Source organism: Galbibacter orientalis DSM 19592, assembly GCF_000260115.1.
GTDB classification, from domain to species: domain Bacteria; phylum Bacteroidota; class Bacteroidia; order Flavobacteriales; family Flavobacteriaceae; genus Galbibacter; species Galbibacter orientalis.
Genome location: NZ_JH651379.1, coordinates 3560177 through 3581275, shown reverse-complemented (window position 1 = coordinate 3581275; position 21099 = coordinate 3560177). Strand labels below are relative to the sequence as shown.

The window sequence follows — 21099 nt, the reverse complement described above, 5'->3', positions numbered from 1 at the left end:
TTGTTTTTAGTTTTTAGAAATAACTTCCTTTTAAATTTAGTCCGTCACTTTCATTAAAACCGAAAAGTAAGTTCATGTTTTGTACTGCCTGTCCAGAGGCGCCTTTTATTAAATTATCTATGACACTAGTGATTAGCAGCACGTCTTCGTGCTTATGAAGATGTATAAAACAATTGTTAGTATTAATAACCTGTTTTAAGTGAACTTCCTTTTCCGATAAATGTGTGAACGGATCTATAACATAAAAATCCTCGTATAAATTCCAAGTTTCTTCCAAACTATTTTCAAATTTAAGGTAAGATGTTACAAAAATCCCTTTTGTAAAATTCCCACGTTGTGGTAACATAAAAATATTTGGTTGGTTGTCTTGGAGACTCACAATGCTTTGATTGATCTCTCCTAAATGTTGGTGTGTAAAAGGTTTGTACCAAGATATGTTGTTGTTTCTCCAACTAAAATGTGAGGTTGCAGAAGGAGATACTCCAGCTCCAGTACTCCCAGTAACAGCATTGATATGAATATCTTCTGTTAATAGGTTATTTTTTGCCAATGGGAGCAAAGCAAGCTGTATGGCTGTTGCAAAGCATCCAGGATTTGCTATATTGTTTGCATTCTTAATAGCTTCTTTTTGTAATTCTGGTAAGCCATAAACAAACTTTCTCCCATTGTAAGTTGCATCATTTTTCAGTCTAAAATCATTACTTAAATCAATAACCTTAGTGTTGTCTGAAAATGTATGCGTATCTAAAAAAGCTTTAGAATTTCCGTGACCAAGACATAAAAAGAGGACATCTACTTTTGGGTTGATAGTTCCTGTAAATTTTAAATCGGTTGCCCCCAATAGGTCTTCATGTGCATCGGTAACTGGTTTTTCAGCGCGAGTGGTGCTGTACACAAAGTCAATTTCTACTTGTGGGTGATTTATTAAAATTCGTATCAGTTCTCCTCCAGTATATCCCGAACCTCCTATAATTCCTGCTTTAATCATTTTTTTATTATTATGATGAGTTGTTTAGCTGTTGAAATGTTTAATTGCTGATCTGTCTAACTGTTTAGCTGTAAAACCCAAAAACCTTAACTTTTCAACCTTCAACTTTCAACTACTTATTATTTACTGCTTGATGAATTTTGGCTGCGTTAGCGTTAATTTTAATAAATCCTTTTGCTTCATCTGCACTCCAACCCTTGTTCATCTCTCCATAGCTTCCAAATTTGGCATTCATCAAATCGTGGTCAGATTTTATTCCGTCAACAAAAAATCTATATGGAAATAATGTTACCCAAACATCTCCAGTAACATTTTTTTGAGCATCGGTTAAAAAGGCTTCGATATTTCTCATTACTTCATCTAAATAATTCCCTTCATGAAGTAACATTCCGTACCAATTTGCCAAATAATCTTTATGTTGTTGTTGCCATTTAGTAAGCACGTGCTTTTCTAGGGTATGGTGAGCTTTGATAATAACCATAGGAGCAGCAGCTTCAAAACCTACTCTTCCTTTAATTCCAATAATAGTATCTCCTACGTGGATATCTCTACCTATTGCAAATGAGGAAGCAATTTTATCAAGCTTTTCAATTAGGTTGATGGCTTTGTCTTTCTTACCATCAATTGCTGTTAATTCTCCTTTGGTAAAACTTAATTTAATTTTTTGACTCCCCATGTTTTCTAACTGACTCGGGTAAGCTTCGTTAGGAAGTGATAGGTGAGAAGTAAGCGTTTCATCACCTCCAACACTGGTTCCCCAAAGTCCTTTATTTATGGAGTATTTGGCTTTTTCCCACTCCATATTTACGCCTTTAGATTTTAAGAAATCAATTTCTTCCTGTCTAGAAAGTTTATTATCTCTAATAGGAGTAATAATCTCTATTTCTGGAGCTAGAATTTGAAAAATCATATCAAAACGAACTTGGTCGTTCCCTGCACCTGTACTTCCGTGGGCAATATATTGTGCTTTATTTTCTTTAGCAAAATTTACAATTTCAATAGCTTGAACAATTCTTTCTGCACTAACAGAAAGCGGGTATGTATTGTTTTTTAGTACATTTCCGTAGATAAGATATTTTACAACCTTATCATAAAAAGTTTGTACGGCATCTAAAGAGGTATAACTACTAGCACCAAGCGCTAGAGCTTTCTGTTCTATGTTTTTAATTTCTTCTTTAGAGAATCCTCCTGTGTTAACACTTACAGCGTGTACTTCGTAACCATTTTCAGATAGATGTTTTGCGCAATACGAGGTGTCTAACCCTCCACTGTATGCTAATACTAATTTTTTCATTCTTTATTTTTATTTTCTTCGGTTGCTATTCCGTAGGTTTTATTTTTTATTATCTTTTTCTTTTTTAAGAAACAACGTCTGTTTAATACTTTTTAATCGGGTAAATACTTTAGAATCGTATTTATGTTTCTGTTTTTTCTGTTCTTTTTCAACAGGATCGTATAACATTCCAGTACATAAGCACATTTTCCCTTCGTTTCTAGTAAGAATATCGAAGTTTTTACATGTTTTACAGCCATTCCAAAAGCTAGGATCGTCTGTTAATTCTGAGAATGTTACGGGTTCATAACCAAGGTCGTAGTTAATTTTCATGACTGCCAAACCTGTAGTAATACCAAAGATTTTAGCATCTGGAAATTTAGTTCTACTATGTTCAAAAACTTTATTTTTAATTTTAGTAGCCAAACCTTGACCTCTAAAATCTGGATGAACAATTAGCCCTGAATTGGCTACAAATTTTCCATGGCCCCATGTTTCAATGTAGCAAAATCCAGCGAATTCATTACCTTCCAAAGCAATTACCGCATTACCATTCTGAATTTTGGTTGTTATATACTCAGGAGTACGTTTTGCAATACCAGTGCCACGCTGTCTAGCGGACTCATCAATGGTATCACAGATTGTCTGTGCATATGGTATGTGCGTATCGTTTGCAATAAGTATTTGCATTCAATTACTGAATTAAAAATTAATAATATTGAAAAATGATTTGTTTTTAAGAGGGGAGTTGGACACACCTAACTCCATAAAATCGTAACACCCTTACGGGCGACGACGAGGAAAGCGAACGTGGCGTACAGGAACCAATACATAAGAAGGAGTAGTTGTAGTAAACAACGCTCTTAAGATGGTTTGTATTTTTTTAATTACTTTTTGCATTTCGCAAGTATTCGTTCTTTTGCTTAGAATTATAATACAATATTATGAATAATAATTAGATTAAAAACCCTATAGTTTGTTAAATTTGTAACATTGAATTTATCTTGACTTTTTGTGTTTGAGCGATACATAGTGCTTTTATTCTTTAATCCCTCATAGAGGGTCTAATTCCCCAGAGCCTGTGCTGAGTTTACCGAAGGGCTCTGCGTCGAAATGAATTAAATTTGTTTCCTTTGAATACCTTGTGGGCTTGCCCCGAGGTAGTTGATTGAAGTATTTTTGAAAAAGCATAGCAGTGTTACGGTTTGATGAAAATACAAAATTAGAGGGTAAAATGACTATTTTGTGGGTAATAGAAAAAGTTAAGATAAGATGAATCTATTAAATAAAAAACTCCTATTTATATATGAATAGAACTATTAAACAATTTAATATACACGATATTGAACTGTTTAAAAGAAATCTTCTTTCTTGGGCTTCTTCTTTTGAGGAAGTGGTTTGGCTAGATAGCAACTTTTATAAACAAAATCACAGTAGTTATGAAGCTGTGTTGGCAGTAGAAGCTTTTACTTCCATTAAAACAGATTATCATGCTGCTTTTGAGGATTTAAAAGAATATCAATCGGTTACCGAGGATTGGATTTTTGGTTATCTTACGTATGATTTAAAGAATGACCTTGAAAACTTAGCCTCCAATAATTTTGATGGCTTGGAATTTCCCGATTTATATTTTTTTCAACCTAAACGTTTATTATTTCTGAAGGGAAATGTTTTAGAGTTTCATTATTTAGGGATGATTGACGATGAAATTGAAGAAGATTATCAGCAAATTCTTAAAAATACTTCAGCAGAAGAGATTTTAGAGGAAAAAAAAGACCTTCTTATTAAACATCGTATTCCAAAAGAAGAATACCTCGAAAAAGTAAAAACGATGCTTGCTCATATTCATCGAGGAGATATTTATGAAGCTAATTTTTGTCAGGAGTTTTATATTGAGAACACTGCCATAAACCCCATTAAAACATTTTATAATTTAAATGAAATTTCCAAACCTCCTTTTGCTACCTTTTTAAAACATGATGATAAATTCTTGCTCTCCGCATCTCCAGAGAGGTATATTAGAAAAGAAGGAACTCAAATTATATCGCAGCCTATAAAAGGAACTGCAAGAAGAGCAGAAAATAAAGAAGAAGACGCTTTATTAGTATCTTCTTTGGAAAACGACAGCAAAGAGCGTTCTGAAAATGTAATGATTGTAGATTTGGTGCGTAACGATTTATCTCGTGTTGCACTAAAAGGAAGTGTAACGGTAGAGGAATTATGTAAGGTTTATACCTTTATGCAAGTACATCAAATGATTTCTACCATTAAAGCTGAAGTTGCTCCTACAACGCATCCTGTAGATATTATAAAAGTTGCTTTCCCGATGGGAAGTATGACGGGAGCTCCTAAACTTTCTGCAATGAAGATTATTGAAAAATTAGAAGAAACTAAACGAGGATTGTACAGTGGAGCCGTTGGTTATTTTGCTCCAAATGGCGATTTCGACTTTAATGTAATTATTAGAAGTATTTTTTACAATTATAAAAAAAGATATGTATCTTTCTCCGCAGGAAGTGCTATAACAGCAAAGTCTAAGCCAGAACTTGAGTTTGAAGAATGCTTAGTTAAAGCTAAAGCAATGCGAAAAGCACTGGAATAATAAACAACTATTAACCAAGTATTTGTATTTATATGATTAAGTACAAGTAGCTAACTAAATCGTTTTACTAATGAAAAAAATACTTTTTTCTTTATTCACTATGGTAACAATCACCTTAACCGCCCAAAATAACAATCCAGTATTTCCTGGTTGGTATGCCGATCCAGAAGGAATTATTTTTAATGATGAATATTGGATTTTTCCTACATACTCAGCACTTTATGAGGACCAAGTGTTTTTTGATGCATTTTCTTCTCCCGATTTGGTAAATTGGACAAAACACGAAAAAGTTTTAGATACAAGTGCTGTAAAATGGGCAAAAAAAGCTGTTTGGGCACCATCTATAATAGAAAAGGATAACAAATACTTTCTCTTCTTTGGGGCTAACGATATTCAGAATGATGATGAAGAAGGTGGAATAGGGGTTGCAGTTGCAGATAAGCCTGAAGGTCCTTATAAAGATTTATTAGGAAAACCATTAATAGGAAAATTCCATAATGGAGCGCAGCCAATAGATCAATTTGTTTTTCATGATAAAGACGATCAATATTATTTAATCTATGGAGGTTGGAAGCATTGTAATATAGCTAAATTAAATGATGATTTTACTGGTTTTGTGCCTTATGAAGACGGGACTATTTTTAAAGAAATAACTCCAGAGGGGTATGTAGAAGGCCCTTTTATGTTTATTAAAGATGGGAAATATTATTTTATGTGGTCTGAAGGAGGATGGACTGGTCCAGATTATAGTGTAGCCTATGCTATTGCAGATTCTCCAATGGGACCTTTTAAAAGACTGGATAAAATTCTTGAGCAAGATCCTGAAATTGCTAACGGAGCAGGGCATCATTCTGTAATAAAAGTTCCGAATGAAGACACTTATTATATTGTTTATCACAGACGCCCGATGTCTGAAAAAGGAAGAGATTCTCGAGAAACTTGTATTGAAGTTATGGAGTTTGATAAAAACGGACATATTCTTCCTGTGAAGATTACAAATGAAGGAGTAAAAGCACATCCTTTGAAAAAATAATACTCACAATAATAGCGTATTTCATTACAATTTACGATTTTAGGGGGTAACTAACCATTACCCCTTAATCTTTTATGCAACATCAAGGTTTCGACTTTTATTGTCACAATAAGCGTTTGTTTGGTCAATATTGGCACGGAGAACAAACCAAAGCTGTGGTTATTTTAGTTCATGGAATGGGCGAACATAGCGGTAGGTATACTGGCTCTGTTATTCCGGAATTAGTACATGCTGGATATGTAGTTTATAGTTTTGACCATTTTGGTCATGGACATTCCGAAGGAAAGAGAGGGCATTGCCCAAGTTATAAAGCAGTTCTAGATACTATCGATGCAGTTTCTGAGCACAAAGAAGAAAACTTTTCTAGTCTTCCTACTTTTTTATATGGACATAGTATGGGAGGGAATGTAGTTTTAAATTATGCAATGAAACGGAAGCATGAAATTCAAGGCGTAATAACTACAAGTCCTTTTTTACGCATGGCTTTCGATCCACCTTCATGGAAATTAAGTGCTGGGAAGTTATTTTATTACATTTTACCTTTTATAACATTACCCAGTGGTATTGAGTCTAAGTATATTTCTAGAGACGAAAGGGAGGTAGAAAAATATAATGACGATCCATTAGTTCACAATCGTATAAGTCCAAATTTTTCAATACCGTTTATAAAAAGGGGAGAATGGGTGCTTAATAATCCTAAAGAATTAGCAGTGCCCTTGCTATTATTACATGGAACAGGAGATTATATTACGAGTCACTGGGCAAGTAAAGCCTTTGCTAAACAATCCGATTTTATTACTTTAAAACTATACAAAGGAGGCTACCACGAGCTTCACAACGATTTAGACAGAGAAGATGTTTTTGCTACAATTGTTAATTGGCTAGATGGGCAATTGATATATACTTCGGTTAAAGAATAGCGATTTAAACCTGTATTAAATACGCTGTAATGTAGAATTTATAGGAAGGACAAATGTTGATTATCTTAATTTGATGAAATTAATAAGAGTTCCTGTTTTATCCATTTGTGCAGAGGGAGATAATTTTATTGCTTCTCAAAAAGGCTGTGAGAAATTTTTTAATGAGTTTAATAATAAAAAAAACAAATTTATTATTTGTTCAAAATCAAGTGGATTTAAAGAAAATTATAATCATAGCAGTATCTTCTTGTCAAGAAATGCTGCAGAAGAAGTATGGCCAATTGCTTCAAAATGGATAGAACAAAATAAAAAATAGATATCTCAAGAAATTATTTAAAAATCTTCTTTTAAAATTGGCTTTAACTACCTTTGCTAAATGCTAGATAATTTTAAAACGCATATTACAAAACATTTTCCATATCTATTAACTTCCAAAGTTGCAATAGCATCTAGTGGGGGGATTGATAGTATGGTGCTTACGTATTTGTGTCATCAATTGCAGATAAATATAGAAGTTTTGCATTGTAATTTTCAATTAAGAGGAGCGGCTAGTAATGAGGATGAAATATTCCTTCAGCAGCAAACAGAAATGCTTAAAATTCCTTTTTATAGTGTTTTGTTTGATACTGATGACTATGCAAAAAAACATAAGGTTTCTACACAAATTGCTGCTCGTGAGTTAAGATATCAATGGTTTAAAGCGCAAAAAGAAATTCTAAGCTTTGAGTATTTGTTAACTGCTCATCATGCAGACGATAATTTGGAAACTTTTCTGATTAATTTTTCACGAGGAACAGGTATCGATGGTTTAACTGGGATTCCAGAAATAAATGACTTTATTGTCCGCCCGTTATTGCCTTTTTCGAGAGATGATATTTTTCAATATGCTTTACAACAAAATATTAAGTGGCGGGAAGATAGTAGTAATGCTGAAACAAAATATTTAAGAAATAAATTCAGACACGATTTAATTCCGAAGTTAAAAGAAATAAATCCTGGAATTTTAAAGAGTTTTGAAAACACGAAAAATCACTTAAAAGGCGCTTCTGAGATATTAAATAATCATATCGATATATTACGATTGGATGTTTTTAATAAAAGAGGAGACGAGGTTGTAGTTCCTATTTCTGCCTTAGAAAAGTTATTGCCTAAAGAAACGTATTTATATTATCTTTTCAAGGATTATGGATTTAAAGAACCTTCAGATTTAGTTTCTATTACAGAATCGCAAAGTGGAAAGCAGCTTTTTTCTGATACCCATCGGTTAATTAAGAATCGAGATGAAATAATTATTACACCATTAATTGATAATGTAAATCCTTCTCATTTTTTTATAAATAAAGAGCAAGCTAGTGTGGTTGCGCCTATCAAATTATCTATCGATTTAGTAGGAAGAATAAAAGAGGAAGACCAACATACAATCTACGTAGATAGAGAAAAGTTAAAGTTTCCTTTAAAGCTTAGAAAATGGGAAAATGGTGACTATTTTTACCCTTTTGGAATGGAAGGTAAGAAGAAATTGAGTAAGTTTTTTAAAGACGAAAAGTATTCGCTTATTTCAAAAGAAAATCAATGGTTGCTTTGTGATAGTGAGAACACTATAATTTGGGTTGTAGGCAAACGTGCTGATAATCGATTTAAAGTAACCGAAAGAACAGAGAAAATTTTAAAAATACATTTTATAGATGCGTAATTTACTTGTTGCACTTTTTCTATTAGTTACTACTTTAATTCAAGCTCAAAATCCTGTAAAATGGGATACTTCTGTAGAAAAAGTTTCTGACTCAGAATATGAATTAGTTATAAAAGCTACTATTGAAGAGCATTGGCATTTGTACGCTCAAAATCAGCCTTTGGGGGAAGAAGCTTCTATTATTCCTACTACATTTTCTTTCAAAGATGCTGGAGGTAATTATGAATTAATAGAGGATGTAGAAGAGGAGGAACCTATTACAGAATTGGATCAGATTTTTGGAGAAGAATTGTCATATTTTGCTGAAGAAGTTACATTTAAACAACGGGTAAAAATTACAAACCCAACTGTTAATAGTATTGTTGGTTCCGTAGAATATCAAGCCTGCGACGATCAGCGCTGTATTTTTAATGATGCAGATTTAGGGTTTTCTTTAGATGGAAGTAAAGTTGATTTTGGGACTAAAGAAGTAGACTCCAAAAGTATCAATCTTGCAGAAGATTTAGCGCTACCATTAAAGAATACAGATTTATTAAAAGATGTTCATGGGAGTGATGTAAGTAAAGAACGAGATTTATCTAGCTTATTTATTTTAGGCTTTTTGGGAGGACTTATTGCATTACTTACTCCTTGTGTTTTTCCAATGATTCCTTTAACGGTTTCGTTTTTTACCAAACAAACAAGTAACAAGAAAAAAGGTATTTCTAATGCCATTCTTTATGGTGTTTTTATCATAGGAATTTATATGGCGTTGAGTGTTCCTTTTCATTTTTTAGATTCCATAGCACCAGAAATACTCAATAATATCTCAACCAATGTTTGGCTTAATGTTATATTCTTTGTCATCTTCGTGTTTTTTGCTTTTTCATTTTTTGGTTATTATGAGCTTACGCTACCATCTTCATGGGGAAATAAAATGGATTCTGCCTCTAGCTCAGGAGGGATTATTGGAATCTTTTTTATGGCATTAACACTAGCTATTGTTTCTTTTTCTTGCACAGGACCTATTTTAGGTTCTTTATTAGCAGGTTCACTATCTAACGATGGTGGTGCAATGCAACTAACCGTAGGAATGACAGGGTTTGGAGCGGCTTTAGCACTGCCTTTTGCATTATTTGCTTTGTTTCCTAATATGCTTAAATCGTTGCCGAAATCTGGAGGCTGGATGACAACAACCAAAGTTATTCTCGGATTTTTAGAGTTGGCATTAGCATTTAAATTTTTATCAAATGCCGATCTGGTAGAGCATTGGGGAATCTTAAAGAGAGAAATATTTATTGGTATTTGGATTGTTATAGGGATTCTAATGACGTTATATGTGTTTGGGATAATACGTTTTCCTCATGATGGACCTAAGAAAAAATTAAGCTTTTACAGAGGTGCTTTTGGAGTAGCAATTATAGGTTTTGTTGTTTATTTAATTCCAGGGTTACAGAAATCTAATGAGTCTAACTTAAAATTATTAAGCGGATTTCCACCACCGGTATTTTATAGTATCTACCCACAAGAAAGTGATTGTCCGCTTGGACTTACTTGCTTTAAAGACTTTGAAGAAGGCTTGGAATATGCCAGGGAAAATAATAAACCTATTTTATTAGATTTTACAGGATGGGCTTGTGTAAATTGTCGTAAAATGGAAGAAAATGTATGGAGTGAACCAGAGATATTTTCTATTTTGAATGAAGAGTACGTTTTGATATCCTTATATGTAGACGACAGGAAAGATTTACCGGAAGATCTACAGTTTAATTACAAAATGGATAATGGTCGCGTTAAGTCTATAAAAACAATAGGGGATAAGTGGGCTACTTTCCAAGCTATCAATTTTAAAACCGCTTCACAACCATACTATATTTTAATGTCTCCAGATTTTGAACTGTTAAATGGACCACAACAATATACCGAAGCTATTGCGTATTATGAGTGGCTTAAATCGGGATTAGAGAACTTTAAAAATTAATTTCAAGAAGTTATAGTTATTTTATTTATTAGATGAATTATAATTTTCTTTTAAAAGCTTAGCAAATTATAATTTTAAACCTAGAGATGCTAAGTTTTATAACTGTATTGAAGAATTATGGTTGAACTGGGTAACCGATAAAAACCCTTGAGATTTTGGGTGTAAAACGCTATAAATAACAAAAGACTGCCTTTATAGACAGTCTTTTGTTATTTATAGTTGAGATGTTGTTACCTTAAAGTAGCTCCTAATTGATATTCAAAACTTCCTTGAAGTTTCTTCATTACTTTATCAATTTGTTTGTCTGTTAAGGTTTTACTATCATCTTGAAGCGTAAAACTTACCGCATAGGATTTTTTACCTTCAGGAATTTTATCTCCTTCATAAACATCAAATAAATTAATATCTTTTAGAAGTTTTTTCTCACTATTTTTAGCAAGGTTGTAAATCTCTTCAAAGCTAGTTTGCTTGTCTACTAACAGAGCTAAATCTCTTCTTACTTCTTGATATTTAGAAATTTCAGCAAAAGAAATATTTTGCTCTTTTGCTAGGTCAATAATAGCGTCCCATTCAAAATCTGCATATAAAACCTCCTGTTTAATATCAAAATGCTTCAATATTTTGTGGTTTACAATACCAAAAGAAACAAGTTTTCTCTTCTTTAGCTTGTAATTTAATCCTTCAGAAAAAACATCCGAAGTTACAGGTTCAGATTTTGGCGTAGGCAATCCTAAACGCTCCAATACATTATTAATAACTCCTTTTAAAAAGAAGAAATCGCTTTTCCCATTTTGAACTCGCCAGCTTTCCGAATGCTGATCTCCAGTAATTAAAAGGCTCAAATGTTTATTTTCAATTCTACCACTTTCAAAACTGTGGTATGTTTTTCCGAATTCAAAAAATTTAAGATCGGCACTTTTACGGTTTATATTATAACTTAAAGCTTCTAAACCACTAAAAAGCATTGATTGGCGCATAACCGATAAATCGTTGCTTAAAGGGTTTAGCATTGTTACATTAAATTCCGATTTATTATCCTGGCTTAACTCCATATATTTAGGGGTAGTTAAGGAGTTAGCTAAAATTTCAAAAAAACCTAAAGCTGCTAATTGATTTCCTATTATATTTTGAAGTTTATAATCTTCAAATTTAGAAGTGCTAGCAATAGAAGCATTCAGTTTAGTTGTAAATTCTATATTATTGTATCCATACACACGAAGAATTTCTTCTATTACATCTACTTCTCGCTGCACATCCACACGATACGAAGGAATAGTAAGTCCAATTCCAGTTTCCGTAACATTGTTGATTTTAATTTCTAGGGAACTTAAAATTGATTTAATAGTGTCTGTTGGAATATTCTGTCCTATTAAACTATTTACCTTTTCGAAAGTTAGGAATACTTGAAAATCTTCAAATTTCTTTGGATAAAAATCTTCAGCATCACTAGAAATAATACCTCCTGCAATTTCTTTAATCAATAATGCAGCTCTTAAAAGAGCATATTTTGTAGTGTTAATGTCAATACCTCTTTCAAATCTAAAAGAAGCATCTGTATTTAAACCATGTCTTTTTGCTGTTTTTCTTACAGAAACAGGATTGAAATAAGCACTTTCAAGGAAAATATTTGTAGTATTTTCTGTAACTCCAGAATTCTCCCCTCCAAAAACACCTGCTATACAAAGAGGTTTTTCAGCATCACAAATCATAAGGTCATCTTCATGAAGTTCTCTTTCTACTTCATCTAAAGTTGTAAATTTTGTGCCTTTTTCTAAGGTTTGAACTATAATTTTATTACCATTTATCTTATTAGCGTCAAAAGCATGTAGCGGTTGTCCTAATTCGTGTAATACGTAATTGGTAATATCTACAATATTATTTTTTGGAGTTAGACCAATGGCTTTTAATCTATTTTGTAACCAATCTGGCGACGATTGTACTTTTATTCCAGAAATAGTAACTCCGCAGTAACGTGGACAAAGTTCTTTATTTTTTACGTCAACCTCCATTCTAAGCGTACGGTTATCCACATGGAAACTACTTACAGAAGGTGTAATGAGTTCAAGGTTAATATCTTTTTGAAGTAAACCAGCTTTTAAATCTCTTGCTACTCCATGATGACTCATCGCATCTGCACGATTTGGTGTTAATCCGATTTCAAAGACAGTATCGTTTTCAATCTTAAATAAATCGGCACATAGCGTTCCAGGTTCTAACGCATCATCAAGCACCAAAATTCCGTCGTGACTTTTACCTAAACCAAGCTCGTCTTCTGCACAAATCATCCCATAGGAAGCTTCTCCACGAATTTTACCTTTTTTAATCTCCCAAGGCTCTCCTTTATCATCATATAAAGTAGTACCAATAGTAGCTACGGGTACTTTTTGACCTTTGGCAACATTTGGAGCACCACATACAATTTGTAAAGGTTCTCCTGTTCCAATATCAACTTTTGTTAACTTTAGTCTGTCTGCATTTGGGTGTTGCTCACACTCTAAAACATGTCCAACTACAATTCCTTTTAATCCTCCTTTTACCGATTCGAAAGTTTCTTCTCCTTCAACTTCTAAACCTAAATCGGTTAAAAGTTCTGCTGTTTTCTCAGATTCCCAATCAAGTTGAATAAATTGCTTTAACCAGTTGTATGAAATTTTCACTTGCTACTTTTATTTATTTTGAGGTGCAAAGATAATAATCCGCAGTGTAATAAGAACCCCTCATTAGTTTTTCTTTTTTCTGAATGGCTATTTATTTATAATCGTTTAATTATGATGTGGAAAACATATCAAATAGCTCAAATAATATAATAAATGCTATTACTTTTATTTTTATACTGAAAAATTATTGTTGTCCGATAAAAGTTAACGGGATTTATTGTACTCCACTTATACCAAGGCTTAAAATGAGGTTTTCAAAATAGCCCCCCTTACTATCAAGAAAAATGAATAAAAAGAGGAGTTGGTAATGTTGTTTCTTTAAACTACTCATTTTGTAATAGTTCAGGTTTAGTCTTTGTTCTTTTCTCTTACAGCCAAGCGGTCTTGTATTTTATTCGGACATTAATGACTGAAAATAATTAACCGCCAACAGTTTTATAGTGCCTATTCCTGCTAACTAATATAATTCCAGATATTTTTATGTTTAATCAACATTTGATAGGTATACCTAATTATTTTGTTCTTTTCCATTGCTAGGCTCGAGTCTTCTTTTAAAATCCGTAAGGCATAATAGCGAGCCGATTTTAATATTTCGTTATCCTTAATTATATCTGCAATTTTTAAATTAAGAACCCCGCTTTGTTGTGTTCCCATAAGATCTCCCGGTCCGCGTAGTTTAAGGTCAACTTCTGCTATTTCAAATCCATCATTAGTACGTGTCATTGTTTCCAGACGGGTTTTAGAATCGTTAGAAAGTTTATGTCCAGTCATTAAAATACAAAAGCTCTGTTCTGCACCACGTCCTACACGTCCACGTAATTGATGGAGTTGAGAGAGTCCAAAGCGCTCAGCACTTTCTATAATCATTACGGAGGCATTTGGTACATTTACCCCAACTTCAATCACTGTTGTTGCAACCATAATTTGGGTATCTCCATTAACAAAACGTTCCATTTCATAGTCTTTATCAGCAGGCTTCATTTGTCCGTGTACTATAGAAATTTGATATGTTGGCTGCGGAAATTCTCTAACAATACTCTCGTAACCATCCATTAAATCTTTATAATCTAATTTTTCTGACTCCTGAATAAGCGGATAGACCACATAAATTTGTCGTCCTTTTTCAATTTCATCTTTTATAAAACGAAATACTTTTAATCGGTTACTATCATACCGATGTACTGTTTTGATTGCTTTTCTACCAGGAGGGAGTTCATCAATAACAGAAATATCTAGATCTCCGTATAAACTCATTGCTAGCGTACGTGGGATGGGGGTGGCCGTCATAACCAATATGTGAGGCGGAATATTATTTTTACGCCATAATTTGGCACGTTGAGCTACTCCAAAACGGTGTTGCTCATCTATAATAGCGAGTCCCAAATTTTTAAAAAGAACCTTATCTTCCAAAATTGCATGGGTACCAATAAGTATTTGGAGTTCTCCGTTTTCTAATGCTTCATGAATTTCTTTTCTTTCAGAGCTTTTAGATGATCCTGTTAATAGTTTCACCTTTATATTTAATGGCTTAACAAGCTCTAGAATCCCGTTGTAATGTTGCTGTGAAAGAATTTCAGTAGGAGCAACAAGACATGCTTGGAAGCCGTTATCAATAGCTAAAAGCATCGACATAAGTGCTACAATTGTTTTTCCAGAACCCACATCTCCTTGCAATAAACGGTTCATTTGTGCATTACTTCCTAAATCGTTTCTAATTTCTTTAATTACACGTTTTTGTGCATTTGTTAATTTAAAAGGAAGGTGCTCTGCATAAAAAGTATTAAATAAAGTTCCTACCTGGTCAAAATTGAACCCTTTTATTTTATTTTTTCGAGTTAGGTTTTTAGAGATGAGTTGTAATTGAATATAAAAAAGTTCTTCGAATTTTAATCTATATTGGGCTTTAGCTAATAATTCTTGACTCTGAGGAAAATGAATATTAAATAGTGCTTTACTTTTAGAAATAAGCTTTAATTCGTCTAATAATTCCGCAGAAAGGGTGTCAAAAAAGCGTGCTTTTGTTTCCACAAAAAGCTGTTGCATTATTTTATTAATTACTTTATTGGTAATTCCTTTATTTGTAAGCTTTTCTGTGGAAGGATATACAGGTTGCATTGCGGTACGTAGGCTTTTTTCATGTTCTTCCAACAATTCCATTTCTGGATGTGGCATAGAAAACCCGTTAAACCAATTTGTTTTTCCGAAAATAACATATGGCTGATTTATTTTTATGCTTTCCCGAATCCATTTATGTCCTCTAAACCAAACCAATTCCATTTGACCGGTATCGTCCACAAAAGTTGCTACTAAACGCTTCCCCCGTTTTTGTTCCACAGTTTTTAGGCTAGTTATCTTTCCTATAACCTGCACATCGGCATTATTACGTTGCAATTCGTTGATTTTATAATACCGTGTCTTATCAATATATCTATTTGGAAACAGATTAATAAGGTCTTGATAGGTGTGTACGCCGAGTTCTGTACGAAGTAAGTCGGCTCGATTAGGACCAACTCCCTTTAAATAGTCTATAGGTGTTTGTAAAATACTCGGGTTCATGAATACGAAGATAGCAGATAGTTAGAAAGTGTGAAACCTTCATAGAGGGATTTTTATTACTAAAACCCGTTGTGCATTTAGAAAAAGTTGTGCAAACTGCTAAAATGCAGTAAATTGTAGTAACCACACTATAATTTATATGCACAACTTTCAAGCAAATTACGACAAAATCCTCAAGGTTTTAAAAGAATTGGATTGTAAAATGGATTATTTACATCAAATCCGTAAACCTAAATTAAGAGATAAAGAGCTTATAGCTATTGATTTAACATCAGAATATATGAGTGTTGATAGTGAATGCCAGCTTTTTCGAATGTTACCTGCTGGTCTATCCAGCAAAATAGAGCGCAGTGTCTACAATAGAAGAAAGCGTAAGTTGTTTTCTTTTAGAGAATCACTTCGCAAGGCATTAGTGAGAAAGTTGAATAAATCTGAGCATTGTTATATTGTTGACAGTATGCCGTTAGAGGTCTGTAAATTATCAAGAAGCGCTAGAAGTAAGATATGTAAAGAACAAAACTACAGTCTGCCCGAAAAAGGATATTGTGCAAGTCAATCAAGCCATTATTATGGATATAAATTACATGCTGTCTGTTCTGCTCAGGGTGTTATCGAAAGTATGGATATTAGTCCAGCCTCTGTGCACGATATTAATTATTTAAAGGATATAAAGCATCAATTAAGTGATTGCATATTACTTGGTGATAAAGGGTATTTGTCGGCTGAATATCAATTGAATTTATTTGAATATCATAATATTAGACTTGAAACCCCTATGAGAACAAACCAGCATAACTATAGGGAGCAGCCGTACGTTTTTAAGAAATCCAGAAAGCGTATTGAAACATTGTTTTCTCAACTTTGCGACCAATTTATGATTCGAAGGAATTATGCTAAATCTTTTGAGGGATTCAAAAACAGAATATTATCTAAGATTACGGCTATGACGGTCATTCAATATATAAACATATTTGAATTCAACAGAAATATCAATAACCTAAAAATCAATATTGCCTAAATGCACAACGGGTTACTAAAGTAATTACCTTCACAAAAGGAATAGTTATAAATTCTGTATTTTTACGCTCGTATTATGAAAAAAGAAAAGCAAAAAATTTTATTAGTTGAAGACGACCCTAAGGTGTGTTCCTTTATAAATAAGGGGCTTACCGAAGAAGGTTTTGAAGTTTCCATAGCTTTAAATGGAAGTGAAGGGTTTAGGTTAGCTACTTCTTCTGAGTTTGATTTGCTAATTCTTGATATTATGCTTCCTGAGATGAACGGAATGGACATCTGTAAGGAGATTAGAAAAAATAACGCCAGTATTCCAATTATATTTTTAACGGCTCTTGGAAGTCCAGAAAACATAGCATTAGGACTAAATACTGGAGCCGACGATTATTTAGTAAAGCCGTTTAAGTTTATTGAATTAACCGCTAGAATAAATAGTTTGTTAAGAAGGTCTTCCAATAACAAATCGTTGGTTAACCAAGCGTCTAATATTTATACGTTTGAAACAATTGTTGTAAACGATGCTGCCAAAACAGTTCAAAGAGACAGTCATAAAATTAATTTAACTTCTACAGAATATAAGCTTTTGTTAGCTTTTATAAAGTCGCCTGGAATTGTACTTTCTAGAAATGAGCTTTTAGATAATGTTTGGGGAGTAAATTTTGATATTGGGACAAATGTAGTAGATGTGTATGTAAATTATTTACGGAAAAAGCTAGAGAAATATAACGGAGAACGTCTTATCCATACTGTAATTGGGATGGGATATATTTTAAGAGTAAACGATGAAGACACAAAATAGAATAATCATATTTTTAACCTCCGTTTTCTTTGCTTATATTTTAATATTTAGTGGTGTAATATATTATTCTATAAGTAGTTATGCGTATACGGATTTCTATAAAAGACTGGAGATTAGAGCCATTACCATGGCAAAAATTCAATTAGAAAACAATCAAGATATTGATGTTGTTAAAGAGATTCGCCAAGATTTTTTAGAAAAACTTCCAGATGAAAAAATAACGCTTATAGATCTTGATGAAATAGCCGATTCTGAGGTTTTATTAAATAAAGCAAATATTCCACAGGAGTTTATACAGCAAATTATAGAAGAAGAAAGAGTATTTTACAAGCAAAATAATACCTTTTATTCAGGAATAAAATATGAAAATTATATAGTAGTTGTTTCTGCACAAAATTATTATGCAGAACACCACATGGTCCATTTAAGAAACCTTCTGTTTTTCTCTCTGCTTATTTCAGTTTTAATAATAGTATTTATTGCGTATTTTTTTTCTCGAACGGTAATGCAACCTATAAGTAAGATTATTAAAGGAGTGAAGAAAATTGGGACAGAAAGTCTTAATTATCGTTTAGAGGAGTCTCAAAGTAATGAAGAAATGAAAAGTTTGGCTACCACTTTTAACGATATGCTTAACCGATTGGAAACTTCTTTTGAAACACAGAAAAATTTTATTAGTAATGCTTCTCATGAGCTTAATACTCCGCTAACTTCAATTATTGGGGAAGCAGAAGTTACGTTGTCTAAAGACAGAAGTTCTGAAGAATATAAACAATCGTTAATTACAATTTTAGAGGAAGCTGAAAAACTGAATAAAAAAACTAAAGCATTGTTGTTTCTTGCACAAACGGGTTACAATAAAGGAAAAATAAATCAAGACAGCATTATCCGAATGGATGAGTTAGTTATTGATGTTAAAACTACGGTTGAAAAAATTTATCCTGAAGCTAATATTTATCTGGACTTTAATTTGTTACCCGAAAATCCTTATCATTTAAAAGTAAAAGGAAATGAGCAATTATTACATCTGGCTGTTTCTAATATTGTAATGAATGCATGCAAATATTCCAATAATGCCAAGGTGGATATTATTCTAGCTGCCTCTGATGTAAATGTGATTTTAATTATTAAAGACTTAGGAGTTGGAATTCCAGAAAAAGAGTTAGGCTATATTTACGATCCATTTTTTAGAGCTTCAAATACTGAAGATTACTCAGGTTACGGAATTGGATTGCCATTAAGTAGGAATGTTATTAAACTTCATAGAGGAGAGCTCATTGTTAGCTCTAAAGAAAATGAAGGAACAACAGTAGAGATTTTACTTCCTCACAAATAATTAATTCTCTCGCAAGCTATTCGCTAAGATTAGACAGATTTTACAACAGTAGAATCTTAATTAATGATAACATAGCGGCTTATAAAATTTATCTATCAACTGTCTCGAGGCAAGCCTACAAGGAATGCAAAGGAAAATAATTTAATCCATTTCGACGTAGAGCCCTTCGGTAAACTCAAGATAGGCTATAGGGATTAAAACCCTCAATGAGGGATTTGAAAATTCTAATGGAATTCTAATGTGGTCTTAATTCCATTCTTATAATGTAAACATAGTTTTGTTTTTAAGTAAAAAAAACAAACTATGAAGAAGATATTAGTTCCTACAGATTTTACAATTCAGTCTTTATCACTATTAAAAAAAGTAATTAGCAGTCAGACAGAAAAAATCAATATTGTACTTATTTACAGCGCTCCAATTTCTAGCTCTATTACAGAACTTTTATTTTTCTCCAAAAAACAACAAATAGAAATGCTTCAAGAGGAAAAATTTAATGAAGCACTTGAAATATTGGGTAATAAACACGCTAGAATAATCAATTCTATTTCTACAGATTTATATCATGGATATACAAAAAATGCTTTTGAAAACTATATAAAAGCAAATAAGATAGACGAAGCATATATTCCCATGGCTGTGAAGAAGCAGAAAGAAAAAAATTTCCTTTTAATAAATACTATTAAGAGGTCAAATTTGATTGTTAATGAAGTAGAAACTCCTTTAGAAATAATCTACCAGACTCAAGGAACTTTTGCGAAATTACTTACGTCATAGCTCTCAAAAAAACAATTATGAAGAATAAAATTGTACTAATATACCTGCTTTCGTTTGTAGTTATTGTAACAACAATTACACTTGTTTTAAGCAAAAGCACTCCTCCAAATATGGAAATAGTTGGGGTTTGGGAAGAAACATCTTGGAAGTATGAAAAATTGCCATTAAAAAACAATAAATATATTGATGAAACTATAAAGAATGATATTACAGAAGGCTTGATTATACATGAAGCGGAAACTTGGGAGTTTTTACCAAATGGGGAAGTTCTTCTCTCTAGTGAAGACAGGAAAAAGAAGTTAGAGTGGACACTCAAAGGAAGGGGACATATTTTAAAACTTAAATATCCCGATTTTAAGAATGAACATTACAATCTTTATAAAATTAATGATAAAGAAATGGAGCTTCACTTCCAATCGGATATTCAAGCAAGGGGAATAGTTAAGCTAACTTTTAAGAAAAAAGAAGAGATAAATTATGCTGAGAAAATTTAATAATAGCAGAACCGTCAAAGATAATATCCAACTAGGATCCTTATCTGCTTTTTCAGCAGGAATGGTTAATGTTACTTCTGTAATTATATTTTTTGCATTTACGTCGAATGTAACTGGGCATTATGCAATTTTTGCTGAAGAGGTGGCCAAGGGGAATTGGAATGGCGCTATCATTGTATTTGCTTGGATCTTTTTATTTTTTATAGGAAACTTTTGCTCCAATCAAGTCATAATAAACTTCAATCATAAAAATTCGTACATCGCACATTCGGTACCGTTATTTCTTGAAATTATATGTCTGTTTGCAGTAGGAACTTATGGGGAGTTTTATTATCAAGAAACCTTATGGGAAACCGAAATTATGGTTGGTTTGATGTTGTTTGCAATGGGATTACAAAATGGACTGACCGCTAGTATTTCTAATTTTTCGGTAAAAACAACGCATATGACAGGACTTACCACCGATGTTGGTATTCTTGCTTCTATGTACACAAAAAAGAAATACCGTAATAATAAAGCGCTAAAAGAGAAAGGAAAAATATTGCTCTCCATAGCCTTAGCATATATTACAGGGGGGATTTTTGCAGGAGTAGTGTATTTAAAAATTCAATTTATGGTATTTTATGTTGCTTGTTTTGCTATTTCTATCATTATAGGCTATGAATATTATAAATTAAAAATAAACAAACTTATGAGGAGTCGTCGTAAACGAGCACTTCCACCAAAATATAAAATTGCCGATTAAGATATTTTATTACCAAAGGTTTCTAAGAATTATTACGATGGTTAGTTAGGTTTTTTAAACCAGTTGTTACATCAATCCGTTTGGCTTTTTTAAATGGATTGATGTTTTTTTTGCTCTAATTTTACTCGATAATCGAAAGTTTAGTTACTTTGATGTAGTTTCCTTCTTCTTTAATAGTATAGAAACATTAATGTCCGAGTAAAAATACAAGTCCGCTCGCTATAAGAAAAAGAACAACGACTAAATATTAACTAT

At 32.6% G+C, this 21099-nt stretch carries 17 protein-coding genes; 12 read left to right on the top strand and 5 right to left on the bottom strand.

All coding sequences use genetic code 11. The features are described from left to right. Positions 1-13: 13 nt before the first annotated feature. From argC to JOOMADRAFT_RS15655, 3 genes are all read right to left on the bottom strand, one after another. Positions 14-988 (bottom strand): N-acetyl-gamma-glutamyl-phosphate reductase, encoded by a 975-nt coding sequence (argC, locus tag JOOMADRAFT_RS15665; RefSeq protein WP_008615080.1) that lies wholly within the window; start codon positions 986-988, stop codon positions 14-16. A 112-nt stretch (positions 989-1100) separates the two neighbouring features. Continuing rightward, the gene (argG, locus tag JOOMADRAFT_RS15660) at positions 1101-2282 is read right to left on the bottom strand and encodes an argininosuccinate synthase (RefSeq protein WP_008615075.1); all 1182 of its coding nucleotides are present in this window, start codon (positions 2280-2282) and stop codon (positions 1101-1103) included. Positions 2283-2321: 39 nt separating this feature from the next. Continuing rightward, complete coding sequence (locus tag JOOMADRAFT_RS15655; protein WP_008615073.1) at positions 2322-2951, bottom strand: GNAT family N-acetyltransferase; 630 nt, start codon at positions 2949-2951, stop codon at positions 2322-2324. A gap of 616 nt (positions 2952-3567) precedes the next feature. On the opposite strand from JOOMADRAFT_RS15655, the gene pabB reads away from it, so the two are divergent. The 6 genes from pabB to JOOMADRAFT_RS15625 all read left to right on the top strand — a co-directional run bounded on the left by pabB (position 3568) and on the right by JOOMADRAFT_RS15625 (position 10469). After that, positions 3568-4863, top strand: coding sequence for an aminodeoxychorismate synthase component I (pabB, locus tag JOOMADRAFT_RS15650; protein ID WP_008615071.1), 1296 nt, complete (start codon positions 3568-3570; stop codon positions 4861-4863). A 70-nt stretch (positions 4864-4933) separates the two neighbouring features. Continuing rightward, entirely contained in the window at positions 4934-5896 is a 963-nt protein-coding gene (locus JOOMADRAFT_RS15645; RefSeq protein WP_008615070.1) for a glycoside hydrolase family 43 protein, read from the top strand. 74 nt (positions 5897-5970) lie between these two features. Next, on the top strand, positions 5971-6816 hold the full coding sequence (locus tag JOOMADRAFT_RS15640) for an alpha/beta hydrolase (protein ID WP_008615069.1): 846 nt from the start codon (positions 5971-5973) through the stop codon (positions 6814-6816). Positions 6817-6889: 73 nt separating this feature from the next. Beyond that, positions 6890-7132, top strand: a complete 243-nt coding sequence (locus tag JOOMADRAFT_RS15635; protein ID WP_050989704.1) for a hypothetical protein — start codon at positions 6890-6892, stop codon at positions 7130-7132. A 60-nt stretch (positions 7133-7192) separates the two neighbouring features. Beyond that, positions 7193-8509 carry a tRNA lysidine(34) synthetase TilS gene (gene tilS / locus JOOMADRAFT_RS15630; protein ID WP_008615068.1) on the top strand — a complete coding sequence of 439 codons (1317 nt, stop codon included), beginning with the start codon at positions 7193-7195 and terminating at the stop codon, positions 8507-8509. Further along, positions 8502-10469, top strand: a complete 1968-nt coding sequence (locus JOOMADRAFT_RS15625) for a protein-disulfide reductase DsbD family protein (protein WP_008615067.1) — start codon at positions 8502-8504, stop codon at positions 10467-10469. Before tilS ends, JOOMADRAFT_RS15625 begins: the two co-directional genes overlap by 8 nt. Positions 10470-10699: 230 nt before the next feature. Here the strand turns inward: JOOMADRAFT_RS15625 and pheT are convergent, their stop codons facing one another. Then, positions 10700-13126: a phenylalanine--tRNA ligase subunit beta gene (pheT, locus tag JOOMADRAFT_RS15620; RefSeq protein WP_008615066.1), complete on the bottom strand. Its 2427-nt coding sequence runs from the start codon at positions 13124-13126 to the stop codon at positions 10700-10702. 453 nt (positions 13127-13579) lie between these two features. Beyond that, a complete protein-coding gene (recG, locus tag JOOMADRAFT_RS15615; protein ID WP_008615065.1) occupies positions 13580-15682 on the bottom strand; it encodes an ATP-dependent DNA helicase RecG in 2103 nt (700 codons plus the stop codon). A 139-nt stretch (positions 15683-15821) separates the two neighbouring features. Between recG and JOOMADRAFT_RS15610 the strand changes: the two genes are divergently transcribed. From JOOMADRAFT_RS15610 to JOOMADRAFT_RS15585, 6 genes are all read left to right on the top strand, one after another. Continuing rightward, positions 15822-16700: an IS982 family transposase gene (locus tag JOOMADRAFT_RS15610; protein WP_008610872.1), complete on the top strand. Its 879-nt coding sequence runs from the start codon at positions 15822-15824 to the stop codon at positions 16698-16700. A 75-nt stretch (positions 16701-16775) separates the two neighbouring features. After that, positions 16776-17495: a response regulator transcription factor gene (locus tag JOOMADRAFT_RS15605; RefSeq protein WP_008615064.1), complete on the top strand. Its 720-nt coding sequence runs from the start codon at positions 16776-16778 to the stop codon at positions 17493-17495. Beyond that, a complete protein-coding gene (locus JOOMADRAFT_RS15600) occupies positions 17479-18831 on the top strand; it encodes a sensor histidine kinase (protein ID WP_008615063.1) in 1353 nt (450 codons plus the stop codon). Before JOOMADRAFT_RS15605 ends, JOOMADRAFT_RS15600 begins: the two co-directional genes overlap by 17 nt. Positions 18832-19134: 303 nt before the next feature. Beyond that, positions 19135-19605, top strand: coding sequence for a hypothetical protein (locus tag JOOMADRAFT_RS15595; RefSeq protein WP_008615061.1), 471 nt, complete (start codon positions 19135-19137; stop codon positions 19603-19605). Between the two features lie 17 nt (positions 19606-19622). Further along, positions 19623-20099, top strand: a complete 477-nt coding sequence (locus JOOMADRAFT_RS15590; RefSeq protein ID WP_008615060.1) for a hypothetical protein — start codon at positions 19623-19625, stop codon at positions 20097-20099. Then, positions 20083-20844: a YoaK family protein gene (locus JOOMADRAFT_RS15585; protein WP_008615059.1), complete on the top strand. Its 762-nt coding sequence runs from the start codon at positions 20083-20085 to the stop codon at positions 20842-20844. The genes JOOMADRAFT_RS15590 and JOOMADRAFT_RS15585 overlap by 17 nt, the downstream gene beginning before the upstream one ends. Positions 20845-21099 lie beyond the last annotated feature (255 nt).